This window comes from Haloarcula sp. JP-Z28, from assembly GCF_011440255.1.
GTDB classification, from domain to species: domain Archaea; phylum Halobacteriota; class Halobacteria; order Halobacteriales; family Haloarculaceae; genus Haloarcula; species Haloarcula marismortui.
Window position 1 is genome coordinate 1 of sequence record NZ_JAAOHT010000055.1, and the last position, 21,688, is coordinate 21,688.

General features: G+C 63.9%; 24 protein-coding genes and 1 pseudogene. 13 read left to right on the plus strand and 12 right to left on the minus strand.

The genetic code is table 11. The annotated features are described in order from the left end of the window. The 5 genes and pseudogenes from G9463_RS17100 to G9463_RS17120 form a co-directional block, all read left to right on the plus strand. Positions 1-876 (plus strand): annotated as a pseudogene (locus G9463_RS17100) (ski2-type helicase); the annotation flags it as partial. Continuing rightward, on the plus strand, positions 876-1,403 hold the full coding sequence (cgi121, locus tag G9463_RS17105) for a KEOPS complex subunit Cgi121 (protein ID WP_165897345.1): 528 nt from the start codon (positions 876-878) through the stop codon (positions 1,401-1,403). The pseudogene G9463_RS17100 and the gene cgi121, both read left to right, overlap by 1 nt. Positions 1,404-1,441: 38 nt before the next feature. Continuing rightward, positions 1,442-1,729, plus strand: coding sequence for a hypothetical protein (locus G9463_RS17110; protein ID WP_007187892.1), 288 nt, complete (start codon positions 1,442-1,444; stop codon positions 1,727-1,729). Beyond that, positions 1,726-3,030, plus strand: a complete 1,305-nt coding sequence (locus tag G9463_RS17115; RefSeq protein WP_165897346.1) for an NADH:flavin oxidoreductase — start codon at positions 1,726-1,728, stop codon at positions 3,028-3,030. The genes G9463_RS17110 and G9463_RS17115 overlap by 4 nt, the downstream gene beginning before the upstream one ends. 76 nt (positions 3,031-3,106) lie before the next feature. Further along, a complete protein-coding gene (locus G9463_RS17120) occupies positions 3,107-3,949 on the plus strand; it encodes an alpha/beta fold hydrolase (protein ID WP_121303876.1) in 843 nt (280 codons plus the stop codon). Here G9463_RS17120 and G9463_RS17125 read toward each other — a convergent pair whose 3' ends face one another. Beyond that, positions 3,950-4,495 (minus strand): MaoC family dehydratase, encoded by a 546-nt coding sequence (locus G9463_RS17125; RefSeq protein ID WP_004960322.1) that lies wholly within the window; start codon positions 4,493-4,495, stop codon positions 3,950-3,952. Between the two features lie 300 nt (positions 4,496-4,795). Here G9463_RS17125 and G9463_RS17130 point away from each other — a divergent pair, with 300 nt between their 5' ends. The 5 genes from G9463_RS17130 to G9463_RS17150 are packed head-to-tail and all read left to right on the plus strand — an operon-like array spanning position 4,796 to position 8,185. After that, the gene (locus tag G9463_RS17130; RefSeq protein ID WP_004960320.1) at positions 4,796-5,095 is read left to right on the plus strand and encodes an AbrB/MazE/SpoVT family DNA-binding domain-containing protein; all 300 of its coding nucleotides are present in this window, start codon (positions 4,796-4,798) and stop codon (positions 5,093-5,095) included. A gap of 7 nt (positions 5,096-5,102) precedes the next feature. Continuing rightward, positions 5,103-5,660, plus strand: coding sequence for a hypothetical protein (locus tag G9463_RS17135; RefSeq protein WP_007187894.1), 558 nt, complete (start codon positions 5,103-5,105; stop codon positions 5,658-5,660). Between the two features lie 45 nt (positions 5,661-5,705). Further along, a complete protein-coding gene (locus G9463_RS17140; RefSeq protein ID WP_004960317.1) occupies positions 5,706-6,251 on the plus strand; it encodes a poly(R)-hydroxyalkanoic acid synthase subunit PhaE in 546 nt (181 codons plus the stop codon). 2 nt (positions 6,252-6,253) lie between these two features. Further along, on the plus strand, positions 6,254-7,687 hold the full coding sequence (gene phaC / locus G9463_RS17145) for a poly(3-hydroxyalkanoate) polymerase subunit PhaC (RefSeq protein WP_165897347.1): 1,434 nt from the start codon (positions 6,254-6,256) through the stop codon (positions 7,685-7,687). 39 nt (positions 7,688-7,726) lie between these two features. After that, positions 7,727-8,185 (plus strand): TIGR00725 family protein, encoded by a 459-nt coding sequence (locus G9463_RS17150; protein WP_004960312.1) that lies wholly within the window; start codon positions 7,727-7,729, stop codon positions 8,183-8,185. 8 nt (positions 8,186-8,193) lie between these two features. Here the strand turns inward: G9463_RS17150 and G9463_RS17155 are convergent, their stop codons facing one another. The 4 genes from G9463_RS17155 to G9463_RS17170 all read right to left on the minus strand — a co-directional run bounded on the left by G9463_RS17155 (position 8,194) and on the right by G9463_RS17170 (position 12,675). After that, entirely contained in the window at positions 8,194-8,418 is a 225-nt protein-coding gene (locus G9463_RS17155) for a hypothetical protein (RefSeq protein ID WP_011224494.1), read from the minus strand. 311 nt (positions 8,419-8,729) lie between these two features. Beyond that, complete coding sequence (thsA, locus tag G9463_RS17160; RefSeq protein WP_049939188.1) at positions 8,730-10,412, minus strand: thermosome subunit alpha; 1,683 nt, start codon at positions 10,410-10,412, stop codon at positions 8,730-8,732. 146 nt (positions 10,413-10,558) lie between these two features. Then, positions 10,559-11,554 (minus strand): AAA family ATPase, encoded by a 996-nt coding sequence (locus G9463_RS17165; RefSeq protein ID WP_007187897.1) that lies wholly within the window; start codon positions 11,552-11,554, stop codon positions 10,559-10,561. A gap of 146 nt (positions 11,555-11,700) precedes the next feature. Then, positions 11,701-12,675: a DUF5784 family protein gene (locus G9463_RS17170; protein WP_165897348.1), complete on the minus strand. Its 975-nt coding sequence runs from the start codon at positions 12,673-12,675 to the stop codon at positions 11,701-11,703. A gap of 154 nt (positions 12,676-12,829) precedes the next feature. Between G9463_RS17170 and G9463_RS17175 the strand changes: the two genes are divergently transcribed. Then, a complete protein-coding gene (locus tag G9463_RS17175) occupies positions 12,830-13,003 on the plus strand; it encodes a DUF5786 family protein (RefSeq protein WP_004960301.1) in 174 nt (57 codons plus the stop codon). On the opposite strand, the gene G9463_RS17180 is transcribed toward G9463_RS17175, so the two are convergent. The 3 genes from G9463_RS17180 to G9463_RS17190 all read right to left on the minus strand — a co-directional run bounded on the left by G9463_RS17180 (position 12,990) and on the right by G9463_RS17190 (position 15,721). Further along, complete coding sequence (locus G9463_RS17180) at positions 12,990-13,724, minus strand: hypothetical protein (RefSeq protein ID WP_004960298.1); 735 nt, start codon at positions 13,722-13,724, stop codon at positions 12,990-12,992. The two genes, G9463_RS17175 and G9463_RS17180, sit on opposite strands and share 14 nt — an antisense overlap. Beyond that, positions 13,721-14,659: an NAD(P)H-binding protein gene (locus tag G9463_RS17185; RefSeq protein WP_004960295.1), complete on the minus strand. Its 939-nt coding sequence runs from the start codon at positions 14,657-14,659 to the stop codon at positions 13,721-13,723. Before G9463_RS17185 ends, G9463_RS17180 begins: the two co-directional genes overlap by 4 nt. 75 nt (positions 14,660-14,734) lie before the next feature. After that, positions 14,735-15,721: an SDR family oxidoreductase gene (locus tag G9463_RS17190; protein ID WP_007187900.1), complete on the minus strand. Its 987-nt coding sequence runs from the start codon at positions 15,719-15,721 to the stop codon at positions 14,735-14,737. A 109-nt stretch (positions 15,722-15,830) separates the two neighbouring features. On the opposite strand from G9463_RS17190, the gene G9463_RS17195 reads away from it, so the two are divergent. After that, complete coding sequence (locus tag G9463_RS17195; protein WP_165897349.1) at positions 15,831-16,052, plus strand: hypothetical protein; 222 nt, start codon at positions 15,831-15,833, stop codon at positions 16,050-16,052. A gap of 108 nt (positions 16,053-16,160) precedes the next feature. On the opposite strand, the gene G9463_RS17200 is transcribed toward G9463_RS17195, so the two are convergent. Beyond that, a complete protein-coding gene (locus G9463_RS17200) occupies positions 16,161-16,355 on the minus strand; it encodes a cold-shock protein (RefSeq protein ID WP_004516469.1) in 195 nt (64 codons plus the stop codon). 161 nt (positions 16,356-16,516) lie between these two features. Between G9463_RS17200 and G9463_RS17205 the strand changes: the two genes are divergently transcribed. After that, entirely contained in the window at positions 16,517-18,244 is a 1,728-nt protein-coding gene (locus tag G9463_RS17205) for an ATP-dependent DNA helicase (protein WP_049939068.1), read from the plus strand. A gap of 172 nt (positions 18,245-18,416) precedes the next feature. Here G9463_RS17205 and G9463_RS17210 read toward each other — a convergent pair whose 3' ends face one another. The 3 genes from G9463_RS17210 to G9463_RS17220 all read right to left on the minus strand — a co-directional run bounded on the left by G9463_RS17210 (position 18,417) and on the right by G9463_RS17220 (position 21,623). Next, positions 18,417-19,511, minus strand: coding sequence for a class I SAM-dependent methyltransferase family protein (locus G9463_RS17210; RefSeq protein WP_165897350.1), 1,095 nt, complete (start codon positions 19,509-19,511; stop codon positions 18,417-18,419). Continuing rightward, complete coding sequence (locus G9463_RS17215; protein ID WP_004960283.1) at positions 19,504-20,643, minus strand: 60S ribosomal export protein NMD3; 1,140 nt, start codon at positions 20,641-20,643, stop codon at positions 19,504-19,506. Before G9463_RS17215 ends, G9463_RS17210 begins: the two co-directional genes overlap by 8 nt. 86 nt (positions 20,644-20,729) lie before the next feature. Continuing rightward, a complete protein-coding gene (locus tag G9463_RS17220; RefSeq protein WP_165897351.1) occupies positions 20,730-21,623 on the minus strand; it encodes an NAD(P)-dependent oxidoreductase in 894 nt (297 codons plus the stop codon). Positions 21,624-21,688: the final 65 nt, after the last annotated feature.

Below are 21,688 nucleotides of genomic sequence, written 5' to 3' on the forward strand. Positions count from 1 at the left end.
AGCGCCGCGGAAATCGTCGACGGCTTGCGCGACTGGGAGCGGGGAGCAAGCGACAGCACGTCGGCGAGCGGGTCGCCGGCTGACGCGCAAGCGGAGCCGCCGGCTGACAGCGGCTTCACGACCGCTAGTGAACTGGCCGAGGACGCTGACGAGAGCGACGCCGACAGGGACCCGGACGATATCTCCGCGCTGGGCCTGTACCATCTCGCCTCGCGGACCCCGGATATGTACCAGCTGTATCTCCGCTCGGGCGACCGCGAGGAGTACGAGATGGAGCTGTTCGAGCGCGAAGAAGAGTTGCTCGGTCCCACGCCATCGGAGTTCGAGGAGGGCCGCTTCGAGGACTGGCTCTCGGCGCTGAAGACCGCCAGACTGCTCGAAGACTGGGCCACGGAGGTCGACGAGGCGACCATCACGGACCGGTACGGCGTCGGCCCGGGCGACATCCGCGGGAAGGTCGAGACGGCCCAGTGGCTGCTCGGGGCCGCTGAGTCGCTGGCCAGCGAGGTCGACCTGGACGCCGCCCGGGCCATCAGCGAGGCCCGCATCCGCGTCGAACACGGCGTGCGCGAGGAACTGGTTGACCTGGCCGGCGTCCGCGGCGTCGGCCGCAAGCGCGCCCGCCGGCTGTTTCAGGCCGGTATCACCGACCGCGCACAGCTCCGGGACGCGGACAAAGCCGTCGTGCTGGCGGCGCTTCGGGGCCGCCGGAAAACGGCCGAAAACGTGCTCGAAAACGCCGGCCACCGTGACCCGTCGATGGAAGGCGTCGAGCCCGCGCCCGACGTGTCTGTCGACCTTGACGACGGTGCAGACGGGGACGCAAGCGCCGAATCGACAGCCAACGACGACCAGGCCAGTCTGGGTGATTTCTGATGCGGGTCGTCGAAGGCACTGCTGAAATCGACGACGTGGGCACCTTCGTCGAGACGCTCAGTGCAATCGGTGACCGCTACGGCGTCACGGTGCAGGCGTTCGACGCCCGCTACGTCGTGGACCGCGCCCATCTTCAACTGGCTGTCGAACTTGCGACCCGGGCTCACGACCGGAGCGACGCCATCGCAGAGGACTTCGGTGTTGAAATCCTGCTGTACGCGGCCGGTCGCCGCCAGATCAACCGCGCGCTGACGATGGGCGTCAGCGAGGGGGCCTGTCCCGTCGTCGCGGTCATTGTCGACCACGAACGGATAGATACCCACGTAGGAAAAAGAGAACAGAACGGTATTGAGGCAGCTGAAGACGACGTTTGTGAGGAGCTTACCGCGATGTCCACCTTAGGCGAGTACGACCCCGACCGCATCCGGTCGTTTTTCGACGTGACGGACACTGAGCTCGCTGCGACAGCCGGTGACCTTCCTGACGCCGTTCGGGAGCGTGTGGCGTTGCTCCCGGTCGAGAAGTAACGGCAGTATTTTTGCCGACGGATGTGTTAGTTATGCACATGGACCCACAGCGGACGGCACGGCAGCGGGCCAGTGAGCGCGCCCGCCGGGTTGCGGCGACGGTCGACCGCACCACCGGTGCGGCCGCGTATCCGGTCCGCGTGGAGGAACTGGCAGACGAATACGGCAGCGCCGACCCGCCCGTCGAGGACTTCTCAGCCGCAATCGAGCACTGCACCGACGGCGAGTTCGACTCGCCGACGGAAGTCCGGGCGGCAATTCAGCAGGTGACACCGCCGAACAGCGCCCGTAGCGAGGCGACGTTCGACGAGCGCGAGCAGTCGTGACCGCGTTGGAGACGCCGGTGTCTATCGGTGGCGTCGAGGTACCCAACCGGCTGTATCGCGCACCGGTACTGGAGTGTGCAGGTAACGGTGAGACCGCCGTCAACACACTCATCGACGAACTTGAACCGACGGCAGCCTCCGGTGTTGGCCTCCTCTTTCAGGGGGCAAGCATCGTCACCGACCGCGGCGGCTGTGCCGCGCCGAACATGACGCGGGTCCACGACCCGGCCTTCGTCGAGCGCCTCGAACGGCTTACCGGGACGATTCACGACCACGGCGGTCGCATCTTCCTCCAACTGGCCCACGGTGGCCTCCGGAGTATGGCGACGTGGCACGCCGAGTACCGCCGCCAGCATCCGGACCAGCGCCAGCTCGCCGTCAGCCGCCCGCCGTGGCAGCTCCAGATGCTTGACCGGCTTGGCCTGATTTCGCTCCAGCCGGATGTGCTCTCGACAGAGGAGGTATGGGCCCTGGCCGAGCAGTTCGGGCGCTGTGCCGGCTACGCCGTCGAGGCGGGATACGACGGCATCCACCTTTCTGCGGCGAACATGAGCCTTATCCAGCAGTTCCTCTCGCCGTTTTACAACCGTCGGAACGACCAGTTCCGGGACGGCGTCCGCTTCCTCGAAGCAATCCACGACGCCGTTCGGGAACACGCCGGCGACGTGCCGCTGGTCACGAAGGTCCCAGCTGAGACCGCTGCGCCGAGTTTCGTTCGACGGCATCTCACTCGGAGGGATGGCGTGGCTATCGCGACGCGAGCGGCGGCTATCGGCTATGATGGTCTCGTTCCGGTCGAGGTGTCCCCGTTCTGGGACATGAGCATTGTCCGTGGTGCGTTTCCGGACCGGGCCTGGGACGCGAGTGACCTGCAGGACGACTACGCAGCGGTCTTCGGCGGCCGACTACGAGCGCGTGCCGTTCAGTTGCTTAATCGCCTGCAAGCCCGCCGTTTCAGCCGCGACCCGGGCTGGAACGCCGGCTTCTGTCGAGCGGTACGCGAGCGTGTGGACGTACCGGTTCTGCTGGAGGGCGGTCTTCGAACGCGTGCCGACTGTGACCGGTATCTCGGAGCGACTGGAGCGACCCCCGCCGCTGACGCGGTTGGGATGGCCCGCCCGTTCTACGCCGAACCCCGACTCGGCGCCCGCCTGCTTGACGGCGCAGACGCGCTGTGTGAGAGCTGTAACAACTGTACCATCCCGCAGGTCACCGGCGAACCGGGCCGCTGTCGAACGCCGGCCATCGTCCGCGAGCAGGCTCGACTCCGGCGGGACGGCGCCTACGAGCGAACTGAGTAACCGGCCCCCGATACTGCCGCCACCGTCACTGAGCCGATACAAAGGCTCATACGCGCTCGGTCCCGAACGAGTGCCGATGACTACAGGGATTTCGTCCGAACGCGTCGAGCTGTCCGTCGACGGCGAGGACGTTGACATTCACTACCGGACCGGTGGCGAGGGGCCGCCGATGGTGTTTCTCCACGGTATCGGGCTGGACGCCGCGACCGTCTCGTGGCGACACGCGCTGCCCGCACTCGCGCCGGAGCGAACGGTGTATGCGCTTGACCTGCCGGGCCACGGCGACAGTGACAAGCCTGACCGCACGTACACGACCGACTACTATCTTGAGACGCTGTCCGAGTTTCTCGACGCACTCGCCATTGAGGAACCCGCGCTAGCTGGCCTCTCGATGGGCGGCGCAGTTGCGCTCGGCCACGCGCTTGACGGCGGCCCCGTCGAACGGCTGGTGCTAGTCGACAGCTACGGGCTGGGTGCCGACGCCTACTGGCGAACGGCGGCCAGCAGTGTCTTACAGACGCCGATACTCGGCAATATGCTCTGGCAGGGCGTGGGGTCGTCCCAATCAGCTATCCGGAACAGCCTCCGAAGCATGGGTCCTGGTGAGCCGCCCCAGCAACTGGTTGAGGATGTCGATAGCGCTGTCGACCGACAGACCGTCCGGGCGATGCGGCGCTGGCAGCGCAGCGAGTTCCGATGGTCTGGCTTCCGGACGGACTACTCCGACCGGTTAGCAGAACTAGACGTGCCGACGATGCTGATTCACGGGGCCGTCGACCCACTGCTCCCCCGTCGATGGTCCGAGCAGGCTGCTGGGACAGTCACTGACAGCACGCTGAAAATCTTCGAGAACTGCGGGCACTGTCCGCCGCGGGAACATCCCGACCGTTTCAACCGGGCCGTTCGAGCGTTCTGCTGACTACTCTGGCAGGTCATCGATGAGGACGACCGCTTCGCCGTCGATGACAACTTCGTCGTCTGCGAGGACGCGCGTGGTCAGCCGGTACTGTTCGTCGCCGAGGTCTTCGACGATCTCACATTCGGCGGTGAGGCGGTCGCCGATACGGACTGGGTTGTGGAACTCCAGATCCTGTGAGAGATAGATCGTCAGCCCTGGCAGGCGTGCCAGCGCTGCGCTGATGAGGCTTCCGACGAGCGTCCCGTGGGCGATACGGCCGCGGAAGCGCGTCTGCTCCGCGAACTCGTCGTCAAGATGGAGTGGGTTCGTGTCGCCGCTCGCGGCGGCGAACTGCTGTACGTCGTGCTCCGAGATCGTTTTCGTGAAATCGACGTGGTCGCCGACGCCGAGGCGGCCAGGGTGCTCCTCAGAAATCGAGACGTGCCATTCCGGGAGGTCTTCGTCCGGTTCGATACGTTCTGCGGGCGTTACGCCGTTCTCCTCCTCCTGCTGGACGCCGAACGCGGCGAACGCTGCCCGGTTAGCTGCGACGACGCTGTTGAACATATGTGACGATGTTTCAGTCCATGTGTCTAACAGCGGGTTTCGTGGCGATTCAGAACTCATCTGTTCTGGTAATTTATTGGTCGGAGTATTAAACCTTGGTGTTGGTTTCGCTTCAGCTGTCGGTAAACGCCGTCTAACGGGCGTCAGACGCGTATTTGGGGTTCCAGTTATCGGTGCTGCAGGGCGTAGCACGCCCATCGACGCCCCTTAACCGCTAATACCATTCTCTACCATTCAATGGTACTCAGTGGTTTTCTGCGGAAGGTTTATATTGTTGAGGAGAGTACATGTAGATGACCGATGGCCGACGAGGATGATGGCCTGATGTGGCCTCCGATGTTCAAGGGGATGCAACAGGCGAGCGAGAATGCGATGGAACAGCAACAGCAGCTGATGAAACAGATGTTCGCCAGCGGTGGCATGCCGAGTTTCGATATGAATCAGCTCGGTGCTATGAGCCAGATGGCGACGTTCAAGACCCGCGTGCAAAGCGGGGGTCGGATCAGTATCCCCGATGCGGAGCGAGAGGCGCTGGGCATCGATGAAGGCGATATCGTTCAAGCCGTCGTCCTCCCGGTCACTAACAACAACAGCGAGTAACCCAACAATGGTAGACTACACAACCCCCGTCACGACAGCCTTCGAGATGCAGCGCGCAACGATTGAACAGAGCCAGAAGGCGCTCGAACAGAGCGTTTCCTTCCAGCAAAACGTCAACAGCGCGGTTATCGACAGCCTCGACACACAGGAGTCGGCGCAGCGCCGCGGTGTCGAGCTTCAGCAGACCGCGTTCCACAGCTACCTCGACGCGATGGCGTCGACGATGCCCGGCATGACCGAAACTGTCGAGCAGATCCGCGAGACCGTCGACGAGCAGTTCGACTTCCTGCTCGAGAACCACGCCGAGGTCTTCGACAACATGGAAACTGAACTCGAAGAGGGCGTCGACACCTACGACGAGATGACCGACGAGTACGTCACGGCCGTCAACGATCAGGTCGATATGCTCGTCGAGGCCCACGAGGAACTCGAAGCGCAGTCCGTTGAGGCTGCCGAACAGTTCGGCGAGCAGCTCGAAGAAGTGCAGGAGCAAGTCGAAGAGATTCAGGAGCAGGTCGAGGAAGTGCAGGCCGAAGCCGCCGACGCTGTCGACGTCGAAGCGTAAGTACGACAGTCGGTTTTTTTGTGCGCCCGCCGCCGAGGTACTATTATGAGTAATACAAACAACATTCAGGAGGAATGGACGGAGATGGTTGAGGAGATGAACAACGCGGTCGCTGACTCGATGGAGCAGAACATGAAGGCCCAGGCGGCCTTCGTGGAGTCGTGGGCCGATGCCGTCGAAGATACGATCCCGGAGCAGGATGACCTTGCCGACGGGATGGACGGCTACAACCGCGCCTACGAGGAGTGGATGGACGCCGCAGAGCAGATGGTCGAACGCTCGACCGACGCCGCACAGGGCGAGGACGTCGACCCGGCCGAGTTCCGTGACATCTGGCTGCAGTCCGCAAACGAGGCGTTCAAGCACGTCATGGGCACCTCGGCCTTTGCGGCCGCCAACGGCCAGCTCGTCGAGTCGATGATGGAGATGCAACAGGAAGCGGACGACCTGAGCCAGGACACGCTGGAACAGCTCGGCTTCCCAACGCGCAACGACGTCGACGAAATCGCTGAGCGGCTCATCGAGCTTGAGCGTCGCCAGCACGCGGTCGAACAGAAGCTTGACCGCGTTCTCGAACACTTAGAAGAATAACCATGTCCAGCAACCCCTTCAATCCGTTCGAGGCCGCGCTCAACTGGCAGCGAAAGACGCTGGAGAACATGACCGACGCCGCTGAGACCAGTCAGGTCGCCGACGAGCGACTGGAGCTGATGGAGTCCGTCGACGTCGGCCAGACGCCCAGTAACGTTGTCTACGAGGAGAACAAGCTCGAACTCCTCCACTACGACCCCGAAGCCGCTGGCATTGAGGTGCCGGACGAGGAGAAGGAAGACGTTCCGATACTCATCGTTTACGCGCTCATCAACCGACCGTACATCCTTGATCTGCAGGAGGAGCGGTCAGTCGTCCGACGCCTGCTTGAGGCGGGCCACGACGTGTATCTCATCGACTGGAACGAGCCGTCGCGGCTTGACCAGCACCTCACTCTCGATGACTACGTTAACCGCTACATGGACAACTGCGTCGACGTGGTCCGCGACCGCTCCGGGCAGGACGCGATCAACATCCTCGGCTACTGTATGGGCGGCACGATGTCGGTGATGTACACCGCACTCCACAAGGAGAAGGTCAACACCCTGGGCCTGATGGCCGCCGGACTGTGCTTCGACCACACTGGCGGCGTCCTCGAAGAGTGGGGCTCCGAGGAGTACTACTCCCCGCAGGATGTCGTCGACACGTTCGGCAACGTCCCCGCGGATATGCTCGACATCGGCTTCGCGCTGATGGACCCGGTCGAGAACTACGTCACGAAGTACATCCGGTTCGCGGAGAACATGGAAAACGAGGGCTTCGTCGAGAACTTCGGCCGGATGGAGCAGTGGCTCGGTGACGGTATCGACGTCGCCGGCGAGGCCTACGTTCAGTTCCTCGAAGACGTGTATCAGGACAACAAACTCTATCGGAACGAACTGGAACTCGACGGCAAGCACGTCGATCTGGACAACATCGATATGCCCGTCCTCCAGCTCATGGGTGAGTACGACCACCTCATCCCGCCGGAGGCCTCCAAGCCGTTCAACGATGTCATCGCCAGCGACGACACGCGCACCATCGAGTTCTCGACGGGCCACATCGGCCTCTCCGTTTCGTCGTCGACGCACGCCGACCTCTGGCCCGAGGTCGCCGAGTGGTACTCGGAGCGCAGCACGGGGGGCGAGGAAGTCGATATCGAGGTCGAATCTCCCGAAGCGGCTGCAGACGACGCGGCGGACCAGTCGGAACTCACCAACATCGACGTTGACGCGACTGACGACGTCGATGGCGATGCTACCGAGGACGAAGACGATGCAAACGATGAATCAGCTGATGTCGACAGCGTCTCTGGTATCGGCCCGACCTACGCCGACCGACTGCACGACGCTGGCATCCACAGCGTTGCAGATCTGGCTGACTACGACGCGGCCGAACTGGCCGATATCGCTGAGACCACCGAGTCCCGCGCGCAGGACTGGCTCGACCAGCTGTAATCCGGCGCTGTTTTTCTGTTTCCCGCTCCACGAGTAGCTATGCGCGTTTCTGTCATCGGCGGCTCGACAGTCACCGACGAACAGTACCAGCAGGCACGCGAGGTTGGGCGACGACTCGGTGAGCACGGCCACGATGTCGTCTGTGGCGGCCTCACCGGCGTGATGGAGGCGGCCTGTCGGGGCGCGAGCGAGGCCGGCGGTCACACTGTCGGTATCCTCCCTGGCGAGCGCCGGGCCGCCGCAAACGACTACGTCCAGACCGCCATTGCGACGGGACTCGGAAACGCCCGCAACGCTCTCGTCGTGATGAACGGCGCGGCCGTCATCGCGGTCGACGGCGGCACCGGGACACTCTCTGAACTTGGCCACGCCCTCGACATAGACCGGCCGGTCGCTGGGCTCGGAACGCACCGCCTTGACAGCCCGGTCGGCGACGCTATCGAACACGTCGACACCCCTGCCGAGGCTGTCGCATACGTTGAGTCTGCCGTGCAGTAGCCGCTGTTTCAGTCGAGTAGCCGCCGCAGTATCGCCGCAACAATGAGGTTCCCAACGCCAAGCAGCCTGACCCGACGACGGGCCCCGTCCTGTGGCGTGAACTCCACCGACAGCACCCAGCGATAGCCCAGCTGCGCCATCGACAGTAACAGCCCCGGAACGAGCAGATGAAGCGCGCCCGCTAGTGCTGTTCCGACCCACAGCAACCGCCGTTCGGTCCGTGTCAGGTCCATACCGACTCAAAGGGATACGTCGGTTTGACCGTGGCGTCTACTTCGTGATAGTAGGAGTCTTGGGGGCGAGACGGCGTTCACCGCGGCTACGCTATTGTCATAGCGTCGTTATCCACCTATACTGAAAAAAAAAAATAGAGAATCGCACCGATTCTTCACGAGGTCGACGGGCGAGGCAGGCATCCGCGGCCGAAGGCCGCGGTTCTCGGAATCGCCGCAAAGCGGTGATTCCGCCTTTTTCGCCAATGTGGCTTGCCTCGCGGGTCACTTCGTTCCCCGCTCGGCGTGCCGAGGTTTCTTCGAAACCTCGCTTACATCATGCCGCCCATACCGCCGCCCATGCCGCCCATGCCGCCGCCCATTCCGCCGGGCGCGCCGCCTGGGCCGCCGGGTCCGCCTTCGTCCTCGTCGTCGTCGCCCTGGCCACCCTTGAGGTCGCCAGCAGCGATGACGTCGTCGATGCGGAGGATCATGACGGCTGCTTCGGTTGCGCTTTCGACGGCCTGGGTCTTGACACGGAGGGGCTCGACGACGCCGTCCTCTTCCATGTCGACGACCTCACCGGTGTACGCGTCAAGCCCGGACGTGACTGCGCCACCGTCGTGCTTGCTGCGGAGGTCGACCAGCGAGTCGATCGGGTCGAGACCGGCGTTCTCCGCGAGAGTGCGCGGGATGACGTCGATGGCATCGGCGAAGGCCTCGACGGCGAGCTGCTCGCGGCCACCGACGGAGTCGGCGTGGTCTCGGAGACCGAGGGCGAGCTGCGTCTCGGGGGCACCGCCGCCGGGCAGGACCTTGCCGTCCTCCAGCGTAGCGGCGACGACGCCGAGCGAGTCCTCGATGGCGCGCTCGACTTCGTCGACGACGTGTTCGGTGCCGCCGCGGAGGATCATCGTGACAGCGCGGGCGTCCTCGACGTCCTCGACGAAGATGCGCTCGTCGCCAGCGATGTCCTTCTGGGCGACGGAGCCGGCGAAGCCGAGGTCGTCGGCTTCGATGTCGTCGATGTTCGAGATGATGCGCGCGCCGGTCGAGCGCGAGAGCGCCTCGATGTCGGACTTCTTTGCGCGGCGAACAGCGAGGATGCCTTCCTGTGCGAGGTAGTGCTGGGCCATGTCGTCGATGCCCTTCTGGCAGAAGACGACGTCAGCGCCGGCCTCGGCGAGCTGGTCGACCATTTCCTTGAGCTGTTCCTCTTCCTGGTCGAGGAACTGCTGGAGCTGGTCGGGGTCGGTGACGTTGACTTCGGTGTCGAGTTCCGTTTCCGGAACCTCGATGGCCGTGTCGAGCAGGGCCACGTCGGCGTCCTCGACGGCGAACGGCATGTTGTCGTGGACGCGCTCCTTGTCGACGATGACGCCTTCGACGAGTTCGGACTCATCGGTTGCGCCGCCGACGACGGTTTCGATCTGGATGTTGTCGGTGTCAACGCTGCCGTCGTCGTCGACGACAGACTGTGCGGCGCGGACGACGAGTTCGGCGAGGACGTCCTTGGAGGACTCCGCGCCCTTGCCGGTCATCGCGGTCGCGGCGACCTTCTCGAGGGTCTCCGTGTCGTCGGCGTCGACGTCGATGGCGTTGTCTTCGAGGATTTCCTTGGCTTTCTCGGCGGCCTGGCGGTACCCCTGGGCCAGGATGCTGGCGTGGATGTCCTGGTCGAGGAGTTCCTCGGCCTTCGAGAGGAGTTCGCCGGCCATGACGACCGCCGTGGTCGTGCCGTCGCCCACTTCGTCTTCCTGGGTCTGGGCGACCTCGACGATCATGTTGGCGGCGGGGTGCTCGATGTCCATCTCGTCGAGGATGGTGACGCCGTCATTCGTGACGACGACCGAGCCCGAGTTGTCGACGAGCATCTTGTCCATGCCCTTCGGACCCAGAGTCGTCCGAACGGCCTCGGCGACGGCCGTCCCGGCCGTGATGTTCATCGACTGCGCGTCCTTTCCGGATGTCCGCTGGGACTCCTCGGAAAGTACAATCATGGGCTGGTTGCCCATCTGCTGTTGAGCCATAGTCAAACGATGATTGAATGTGCTTCTATATAAAAGCCACGGTGGCCGTCGGTGTATCGCCCTATTACACGCCACACTCGACGGTGTGACACCGTGTAACGTGGGTGGTTTATATACCCGTTTAGTGCCGCTTAGCGGCCCATTCCGAACCGACGGTGGCGTAGTTCCGGCGTAATCTGGATGCGAGAGATGTCCTGCCCGGTCCGGTACCAGACGAACGCCGCCCTTGTGAACAGTTCACGACACTCGATGCGGACTTCCCGGGGATTGCCATCGGTCCGCTCGTGGATATCTTCGATTGCGGCCCGGGTGAACAGGTCCGGGGCCTGCCCCTCGTAGGGTTCGTCTCGGAAGTACGCCAGCGAGCGGGCGGCGTACTCAGCTACGTCGTCCGGCGAAAACGGGTCGATACCCTCATAATATCGCAGCCGGGAGTCGAGTGTCCCGCGAATCTCCGCCACCCGCCGTTTCCCTTCCGGTGTGCCGGTGAGGAACAGCCGAACGCCGGCGTCGCCGGCCACCTGCAGCGGCGACAGCAGGTCCGCCTCAAGCACTTCAATTTCGTCGACGACCAGTAAGAGCGTCTTGCCGTCCTCGCGCACGCGACGAACGATTTCGTGAACAGCGTCTTTCGCTTCAGCGGTCGCCCATGGAATTCCGTCACGAACCTGCGAGTAGTTGCGCTGGTCAATGGAGTAGCCCGCGGCGTAGGCGGCTGTCAGAACCGTCTGGTAGAGTTTCCGGGGCGTCGTCTCACGGGGGTTGTCCAGATGCGTGATGACAAAGCCCTCGTGTTTCGAGAGGTCCCGCAGCACGATTTCTCGGAAGGCGGTCTTTCCGGTGCCGTAGGGACTCACTAACCCGATGTGCTGGTCCTGCAGGAGCCAGGACGTGACCTGATTCAGCATCTCGGTGTCGTGGCGGACGTACAGCGGTTCGGGCATATGGTCCAGCCCGGCTTCCTCGGTAAACGGGAGGTCTGTCACGGTGTCGGCCGTGCCGCCCAGCGCCTCGCCAAAGGCCAGCAGCCGCTGTTCGACCTCCTGTAGCTGGTCCAGTAGCACGCCGGCAGCGGCGCTCTCAGCACGTTCTTCTTCTTCGGACCGGAGCGATTCGAGGCGGTCCATTACCTCCGAGACCGACTGTCCCGCGCCGCTAGAACCCGGTTGCTCTGTGTCGTCCACCACGGCTATCTCTCTCAGCCTTACCCGTCCGGCGCGTTATATGTTACGCCCCGGATTTCGAGGAAGATAACGTGACCTGTCCGTCCTACCTAGAACGGCAGTGGAAACGGAACCGAGCCGTAGGCGTATCCTTCCATGCTGCCGTCCGGTCGAGCGCGGAACACGATAGTCGGCGAGTACCCCACGTCTGGCTGTTCGCCGTAGACCCGACGCCAGTCGTCGTCCGGGAAGGAACTGCAGTCCACCACGAGGACCGCACCGGGGTGGGCCGCTAGCTGGTCGCGTGTCTTCGCATCGCCGGACGCCTTCACCGCGCCGACGGCAGTGTCGACCTGCCGTCGGGACGGCGGCCGCGGGCGAGTGACCTCAACGAGCGTGTCTTCGACCCGGAAATCGACGGAGTGGCCGGAGTCCAGTTCGACCTCGGGCCTGATGTCGTTGCCCGCATCGACGAGCAGTTTGGCGACGTTGAACTCGCCCATCGTCGCCCGCATCCGCGAGAGGTCAAAGCCCTCGCTGGTCCCGAGTTTGCTCGCCATCGTGTAGCGGTAGTCGTTGAGTTCGCCGGTCGCGAGGAAGTCGTCGTAGAACGCCAGCCCGTCCGCCCGGTCGGCGTCCGGGAAGCCGCCGGCGTGGTCCCGGAAGAACGTCCGCGTCGACTCCCGGCCGTCTTTCGAGAGGAACACAGGCAGGAAAAAGTGCGCCAGCGTCTCGTACTCGGTGAGCCACGGGTCTTCCACCTCCAACTGTGCGAACAGTTCACGCTGGACCCACTCGCTGATTTCGTCTGGGACCTCGTCGAACGTGTACTTCTCCGTCCGCCACAGCGTCTCCGGGGTTTCGGTGTTACCGACCCAGTACGCCCGCTGGCCGTTCCAGCAAAACAGCGCCAGGTCGCCGTTGTCCATCTCCAGCCGGCGCGCAGCCCACCCCTCCGGCGGAGCGAACCACGGCCCGTTCATCGTCGCACCGAAGGTGTTCTGCAACGGTGACAGCAGGTCTGTCCGGACCCGCTTCTCGCTCCATCGCTCGTTCGACCGCCGCAGGCGTAAGGGACCAGCCACAGGGTCGTGTAGACGGTCAGTGGTCTTGGGCGTTCCGCCCTATTGGAACGCCCTCGTTCGGCCCGCTCGACTGCTCTGTCGCCTGTATGGTGCGGTTTCTGGAACCACCGTTACATTGATAATCACTAGCAGCCAAGATTTACCGTGGTAACCTATGTCGATGGGAGCGTACGACGACGACGAACACGAACGCCGTGAGCGCAAGAACAGCGAGGTCGAACTGTCGGAAGACGACGACCGGAGTACATACCACGGGAGCGTCGACTACGACGGTGACGAGTCGACAGAAGAGCTGCTCGACCAGTTCAAGCAGATTAACTCCGACTGACTGCGGTCGTTCTCGACCGGTAGCGCAATAGTCCGACAGAGACGGCTGTCACGGCAGTCACGGCTATCACATGGCCGACCAGCGCCGCGAGCAGCACCGGCTGGTCCAGCACGAACGGCACGAGCACGAGCTGGAGGACGCCAAAGCCCCATATCTCTAAGTCGGCCCGCATGAACACCCGTGCCGTCTCTGGGTCGAACCGGTAGCGAGCCGACCGCCACAGGCCCGTGACGCTGGCCCACCAGCCCGTCCCGATGCGGTAACTCACGTCCCAGAGGATGAGCAGCGTTAGATACACGACCAGTACCGGTGGCTCTGGCCCGAACAGCCGGCCCAGTAGCGGCATCGAGCTAACCTGTGGGTCGAAGACGAACAGATGAGTAAGTAGCGCGATGTATGCGAGGACGGACAACACGACTTCGACGTTCGAGGCGAACAGCAGTGCACGGTAGGTCGGCGGCACGTCGATACGCCGGATGAGCGTGCTAATGCGGAGCATCTCTGCGCTCCCGATGGTGGCGACGAACACGACGACCGTGCCGGCGATTGCGGCGCTCCAGACCTCGTAGTACCACGACAGGGCGATGATGGCAACCTCGAAGATGAGGAGCTGAATCGCCATCGCTGCCCACGTCGGCAGCCGGATTCCCGGCAGCGCGCCGATGATGCTCTCGTACACCCACGTTTCGCCGTAGTCGGGACGGGCGCTATCCCCGCTCATCTGCCCGCACCACCCGTAGCTGCGGCCGCCCGTGCTGCGTTTCGACTCCGTGGCTCGCTGAGGGCTAGCTTGACCGCATCCCCGAACGATGTCGGGGCAACGGCGAACTGTGCCTGCGCAGCCTCGGTGTCTGCGACCACTGGCGTCTTCAGCCCGTGGATGAGCGGCCGGGCGACGCTTGATGGCACGTCGGTCATGAGGGCGACCCAGTACGCCGACAGCTTCGGTGTCAACACCGGTATCGGCACGATTGTCGGCTCACCGGACCCCATGAGCCGGCCCGTTCGCTTCAGGATCTCTGCGTATGTCAGTACCTCCGGCCCCCCGATCTCGTAGGTTTCGCCGGCTGTTTCCGGCTTGTCGAGCACGTCGACCAGGTACGCGATGACGTCGTCGATAGCGATCGGATGACAGTCTGTCCGCACCCAGCGCGGTGTCAGCATCACGGGCAGTCGCGTCGTTAGCTCGCGTATCATCCGAAAGCTCGCCGAGCCCGCGCCGATGATGATGGCCGCCCGGAACGTCGTCAGGTCGTACGCTCCTTCCCGGAGAATAAACTCGACCTCACGGCGTGACCGGAGGTGCTCGGACAGCGTCTCGTCCTCCTCGCCGAGGCCGCCGAGGTAGACGACCCGGTCGACACCGGCCTCGTCAGCTGCTCGACGGAAGTTCCGCGCCGCCCGCCGGTCCCGCTCGGCGTAGTCGCTCCCGGCACGCATCGAATGGACCAGGTAGTACGCGGCGTCGACGCCGTCAAGGCCGGCGTCGAAACTGCCCGCGTCGAGCAGGTCACCTGTCGCCACGTCGACGCCGTCGGGTGGGTCGTACTCGCTCGGATCGCGAACGAGCGCCCGGACGCTGTGGCCGGCCGCGAGGAGCGCCGGGACGAGATGGCTCCCGACGAACCCCGTCGCACCGGTCACGAGCACATGCATACCCTTCCTGCAGAACGGAACGGGGTTAAAACCGCCGTCTGATTGTTCGGAGCCGTGTCGGACCGCTTGCTCGTTTCAGGACTGTCGAACGAGCGGTTCGTACCAGTCGCGGTTGTCGCGGTACCAGTCGATGAACTTCGCGACGCCCTCCCGGATGGTGTGGTCCGGGTCGTAGCCGAGCAGTTCCTCGGCACGGTCGGTCGCGGCGTGGGTGTGTTCGGCGTCGGCGTCGTGGCGTTCCTCGTAGACCAGATCGAGGTCCGGGTCGATCTGGTCGCGGATCTCCGTCGCGAGCGTCTTGATCTCGATGTTGTCCGTCGACCCGATGTTCACGGCCTTCCCGTCGGCGGCGTCCTCGTGCAGCAGCGTCATGTTCGCGTCGATGATATCCTCGATGTAGGTGAAATCGCGTGTTTGCGTGCCATCGCCGTAGATGACCGGGGGCTCGCCGTTGTGGCACCGGGAGACGAAGTTCGAGATCGCCATGTTCGGGCGCATCCGGGGGCCGTAGACGGTGAAATAGCGAAGAGCTACCGTAGAGAGGTCGTACACTTCGCTGTAGGCGCAGGCGTACCGCTCGGCGGCGAGCTTCGACGCGCCGTAGGGCGAGACGGGTGTCGTGGGATGTTGCTCGTCGTAGGGCAGGTACTGTGGCTTCCCGTAGACGGAGGAGGAGGAAGCCATCACGAACCGTTCGATGCCCTCGTCGCGGCAGGCATCGAGGAGGTTCAGCGTGCCGTCGACGTTGACCTCGTCGTACTTGCGGGGGTTCTTGACGCTTGGGCGGACGCCGGCCTGGGCGGCCTGATGGTAGACGTAGTCGGCGTCGGCGACGAGATCCGTGACAAGCTCCGCGTCACGTACATCGCCCTCGATGAACTCGTAGCTCCCGTCGCTGTTCCGGGCGGCCTCCTGTCCGGCATCGACGTTGTGTTGTTTGATATCTAGATCGTAGAACGGGTCGCGGTTGTCCAGCACGACGACATCGTGGCCGTCGGCGGCGAACCGCTGTGCCAGGTGACCGCCGATGAACCCGGCACCCCCTGTGACCAGTATTTGCATTATCTGGATGGTGCCCATCGGACGACAAAAGTATGCCGAGAGTTACTCGGCTGAACTGTTCGAAGGGGCCAGCTACCTTGAAGTGTATACAGTGCATAAAATTCGGATAATGGCCTCCAGAGCCTGCGACGGGTGCGATACGAACGTTTCGATAGCTGGCGGCATCGCCAACATCTGGTCGCAGGAGTCCAGACCGACCGAAGGCATCGTCCTCGAACTCGGCGACGATACGGAGCATTTCCTCTGTTATGACTGCATCGACCGGCTGCCCGACGACCGGGACGTGACTGCGGCGGACGTGGCCGCTCTCTCCGCACAGGCCGACGACTGATCGTTGTTTCCTGTCTGGGTTACTGCGAACCGGGCGCTGTCGCTTTTCGAGTAGTCTGATAAAACAAAGTGTCAGATGTGGTCGCCCGAAGGCGACCGGAAATCTGCCTTAGTTGCGGACGACGTTCGTCGCGCGGGGGCCTTTGTCGGCCTGTTCGATGTCGAATTCGATCTCCTCGCCTTCTTCGAGGTCAGGGCCGCCAACGTCTTCCATGTGGAAGAAAACGTCATCGTCCGCGTCCTCAGTCGAGATGAAACCGTAACCGCCTGTGTCGTTGAAGAAATCAACCTTACCGTTTGCCATTGCAAATATACGTACAGGGGGTATATGTATAAGAGTTCCGAGAGTACAAGTGACATGACCGTGTGCCTGTGAACACGACCCACCACCGTCATCTCGGGTAGCTGCTGACACACATCCGGTGACAGGAAAGGTTTAGGCCGCCTCGTCCGTTGCTTTCTCGCGTGTACCCCGCGCGGATTACCGACGAGTTCCCAGCCCCGTCTTACCGGGGCAACCAGAAGCAGGCTCTGGCTGACATCCGTGCGGCCTTCGAGCGCGGCAAGGACGTTGTCCTCGTTCGCGCCCCGACCGGCAGCGGCAAATCGTTGCTCGCCCGGGCCATCGCCGGGTGTGCTCGAACCGCCGGCGAGGCCGCCGCCGAACAGGTCATCGACGCCTACTACACCACGCCACAGGTCTCGCAACTGGATGACGTGGCCGAGGACGCCCTGCTTGAGGACCTCTGTGTCATCCGGGGGAAGAACAACTACGACTGCATCCTTCCCGGTGAGACTGACACGCCGGTGAATCAGGCCCCGTGCGTGCGCGAACGGAAGTTCGACTGTCAGGTCAAGCACCGCTGTCCGTACTTTTCGGACCGTGCCATCGCTTCGAACCGGCGCATCGCCGCGATGACACTCGCGTATTTCATGCAGACCGCCGGCAGCGACGTGTTCGGCAAGCGCGACGTGGTCGTCATCGACGAGGCCCACGGTCTGGGCGAATGGGCGGAGATGTACGCCACCATCGACCTCTCGCCGCAGTCCATCCCGATGTGGAACGATATCGACGTGCCCGACATCGACGGGCTGGACGAGGCTGTCGCCTTCACCGAGCGCGTCGAACACCTCGCCGAACGCCGCGTGAAGGAACTACGAAAGAAGGCGGAACTCACCGGCGAGGAAGTCGCCGAGCGGGACTCGCTGAACACGCTCCGGCAGGACCTCGGGTGGTTCCGCGAGGACTACACCGACACCGAGAGCGCGACCACGTGGGTCGTCGACCAGGCCGACGGCGAGCACGCACCGGTGACGATCAAGCCGATGAATCCGGAGCGGTACCTCAAACACACCGTCTGGGACCGTGGCAATCGCTTTGCCCTGTTGTCGGCGACCATTCTCAACAAGGAGGCGTTCTGTGCCAACGTCGGCCTTGACCCCAGTAACGTCGCACTCGTGGAGGTCGGACACACCTTCCCCGTCGAGAACCGGCCACTGTACGACGTCGCTCAGGGCAAAATGACCTACGAGCACCGCGACGACACGCTGCCAGACATCGCTCGCACTATCGTGCGTATCATGGCCCGGCACACGGACGAGAAGGGGCTAATCCACTGCCACTCGTATGCTATTCAGGAGCAACTGAAGGAGTTGCTTGACGACTTCGGCGTCGGCGCTCGCGTCCGCACCCATGACAAGGAAGGTCGGGACGGGGCGCTGTCCGCCTGGAAGCGCAGCGACAACCCCGACGTGTTCCTCTCGGTGAAGATGGAAGAAGCCCTCGACCTCGAAGGCGATCTCTGTCGCTGGCAGGTGCTGTGCAAGGCCCCCTACCCCAACACTCGCGACTCTCGCGTCGCCCGACGGCTCGAAGACGACCAGTGGGGTTGGTATTATCGGACGGCACTGCGGACGGTCATCCAGGCCTGTGGCCGGGTCGTCCGCGCGCCCGACGACCACGGTGCGACCTACCTCGCGGACACGTCGCTACTTGACCTCTTTGAGCGCGCTGACCACGACATGCCCGACTGGTTCCGCGCGCAGGTCGACCGCCTTTCACAGCCAGATTTGCCGCGGTTCGCGCCGGACCAGGCGCTCTCGGCGCTCAGTTCGGGCACGAAGCGCCGGCACGACCGCTCCCGCTCGCGGTCCGGGGATGGAAACCACCCGCTTTCGGATGTGTGGGATTAGAAGAAGGCGAAGGCTAATCCATAGACCACTGACGACCCGACCATCAGGCCGACGAGAATGATGGCGATAATCTGCTGTCTGTTCATGCCCCCTCTTGACTACTAGCCTAATTATGCGTTACGACCGTGTGTGGTACTCCCGCTCTGGCCGGGACTGTTTGAGTAAAAACGCCCTACTGTATCTTAGCGTCCACGACGACGTGGGCGACGCCCTCGCTATACTCCTTGACGCGCCGAGTGTCCAGAACTTCGACGGCTCGGTTGGCCTCGCCGGCGGCCGCTTCCAGCCGTTCTATCGGGCGGTCGAACACGAGCGAATTTGGTGTCGCTTCGTGCATATGGAGGACGCCGCCGGGTGTGAGCGCGTCGAGCGCGCTATCGAGGTACTCGTGTGATTCGTAGTAGCCCATCACGACTCGGTCGGCGCGTCCCTCACTGGCGAAGCCCGGCACAACGTCTCGACAGTCGGCCCGATACGGCTGCACCCGCTCGTCCACATCGTTCAACATGACGTTCTCGACCAGAAAGCGAAACGACGTGGGATTGCGCTCGACGGCGGTGACGTGCGCGCCGGCGCGGGCCATCGGGAGGGTGAAGTAGCCGATGCCGGCGAACATATCCAGTACGCGCTCGCCGCCCTCGCTCGCGGCTTCACCGCTCGCTCCTTCCGAGGGCCGGGTCCCCCGCCCCTCGCTGACGATTTCACCCATCCGCGCCCGCTCGGCCTTGTTGCCGGGCGAGAACATCACTTCCGCGAGGTCCATCGCGTAGCGCGTGCCGTGTTCGGTGTGGACCGTCTCTGTGTCGCCGTCACCGGCGATGACCTCAACACTGGGTTCGCGGTGTTCCCCGGAGATGCCGTGGCGGGCCAGCACCGTCTCAGCCTCGCCGTGGAGGGCCAGCAGGGCGTCACCGACCTCCGCCGGTCGGGGGCTGTCGCCGATGTCGACGAGCACGACGGAGCCGAGCACGGCCCAGGAACTCGGGGCGGCGGCGATTTCTGCGTCGGTCCAGCCGCGCTCTCGGAGGTGGTCATCGAGCGTTCGGAGGCGGCGCTTCCCGACCTGCCGGACGACCTCCCGGAACTGCGTCTCCTGTGGCGGGGCAGTCACCGGAACTGCGACGCTGTCCGCGGTCCACTCGGTGACGCTTCTGGTGTCGTCGTAGACGCCCTCCGCTCGCAGGGACTCGATAGCGACCTCCGAACGGGGTTTGTGGACAACGACGGCTAGCTGCTGGTCGTCCGCTGTCTCCGTGTCCTCACTCATCGGTATCCGCGTCGGCGGCAGGGAGAATGTGCAACCCCGCATGACTTTTCAGCACCGGCACCTCGTCGGCGTCGATGTCGAGATAGTCCGGTCGGGGGACGGTCTTGCTCTCGAAGGTTTCGGGGTCGAGGACCTGAACGGCTCTCTCGTCCTCGATTGCGACGAGAGTCGTCTGCTGTCCGTCTTCACGGAACCCCAGCCGGCGGGCGTCGGGCGTTTCGCCCGCCTCGAAACTCGCTTCGTAGTCCTCACCGGTCGCCAGACGGACGCCCTTGAGGTTCCCTTGGACCGAGCGGACCAGCACCGGCCCGTCGCCGTCCTCCGGGTCGATGACCTCGCCCTGTCGGTAGCGGGGCAGGCGGACGGCGTAGGTCATCCGGTACAGTTCCTGCCCGTCCTCGTCCTCGGAGATGAGACGCCGTGAGTCGGAGTACGAGCCGCCGAGTTGGGCGGTGATTCGCTTGGCGATGCCCAGCCCCATCTGATTGGTCGATATCTTCATGTCCAGTCCGTCATCGACGGACTTGGTCTCGGTGATGAAGGCGTTGCGGTCGCCGGTCTCTTCGCGGGCGGCGACGTACTCCTGTGCGATTTCCTCAGCACGCTCTCGCTCGTCGTCGGTCGGGTCGCGGCTGTCGGCCCGCACCTGCACGATACTGGCGAAGGAACCGCCAGCGATTTTCCCACAGCGCTTGCACGTCTGCCGGGAGATGCGAACAGGGACGGTGACCTCCTCGGTGACCGGCGTCCCGCGGATGACGCCGGAGAACTCCGCGTGCATCCGGATGTTGTTCTTGTCGAGTTGCTCGGGAGCGACCTGCCAAGCAACCGACTGGGCGTCGACGTGGATACCGAGCGCCTCGCTAACCTGCTCGACGGCGATATCGGTGTAGTCCTCCGCGCCGATGTCGACCCAGCGGTTCCCCTTGTGGACCGCGCCACATCGTGAACAGACCCGCACCTGGATGGTGTCGGGGGCGTCCACCAGGTCGAACTCCTCGAAGTAGCAGGCGTCACAGAGGACGTGCTCGGAGTTGCGCTGACCGCCGGCACCCGCAAGCTCCGGGCGCTCGTCAGTGCCCTCTGGTATCTCGTCACCGCAGCGTGGACAGAACTCTCCCGACCGGCTCATTACCGGTCTTACTGTACTGACCCGTTTAAGCCGTGTGTTCCGCCACCGCGGCCGGCCGCCGCCGGCAGGCCCGGGACTGCTCTCAATTACTCGCCCGTGAGAGTTGGCGCTGCAACATCGGCGTCGACGGCATCACGCCAACTGTGTTGGGGTTCCCAGTTCAACAGCCCTTGGGCCTTTGCCGTCGAGAGGGCTGACTGGTCGTCGTCCAGCTTACACTCCGCGGGAAGGTCACCCCACTGCTCTTCCACGAGGGCAGCCGTCGGCCGACCGACGTAGTTCTCGGCGGCGGCGACGTTGAACGCTTCGTGCCCACCGGTGTCGGCATCGAGCGCTGCCGCGACGGCTGTCGCCACGTCGCGCACGTCGACATACGACCAGCAGTTACCCGCACCGTCGGCGAGGTCGCCCGTGGCCACGTCCCGACAGTTGTACTCGCCGGGGTACTGAATCCACGACGGCCGTATCGAAGCAACGTCGACGCCGTCGCGCCGGGTGACCATCTTCGCCACCTCTTCGCCGGCGACCTTCGACGTGCCGTACGGGTCCTCCGGCGCGGTCGGATGGGATTCGTCTATCGGGAGATACGCCGGGAGTGGCGTCTCTTCGGCGAAGGCCAGCCCGTAGGCGCTTTCGGAGGACGCCCAGACGACATCTGCGCCAGCGCGGCCTGCGGCGTCAATGACGTTGTACGTCCCCGAAACGTTGGTGTCGAACACCCGCGTGCCCGCGTGACGCTCCGGCGCTGGGAGCGCGGCCCAGTGGACGACGGCGTCTGGGTCAACTTCGCTGAAGAGGTCCCGGACCTCCACTCCTTCAGTCACGTCGACGGCTTTGAAATCAATGTACTCCCGCGTCGGAATCTCCCAGCCGGGGTGGTCACGGTCCACGCAGACGACGTGATACTCGCCGGCGAGGTGGTCACAAATCCAGCGCCCGGACCGCCCGCGCCCGCCAGTGACGACGACTGTGTCGGTCATGCATCCGATTGTTGCCCGGAGAGTAAATGCGTGTGGACCGTTGGCCCGCTGACGGTCCACTGGCC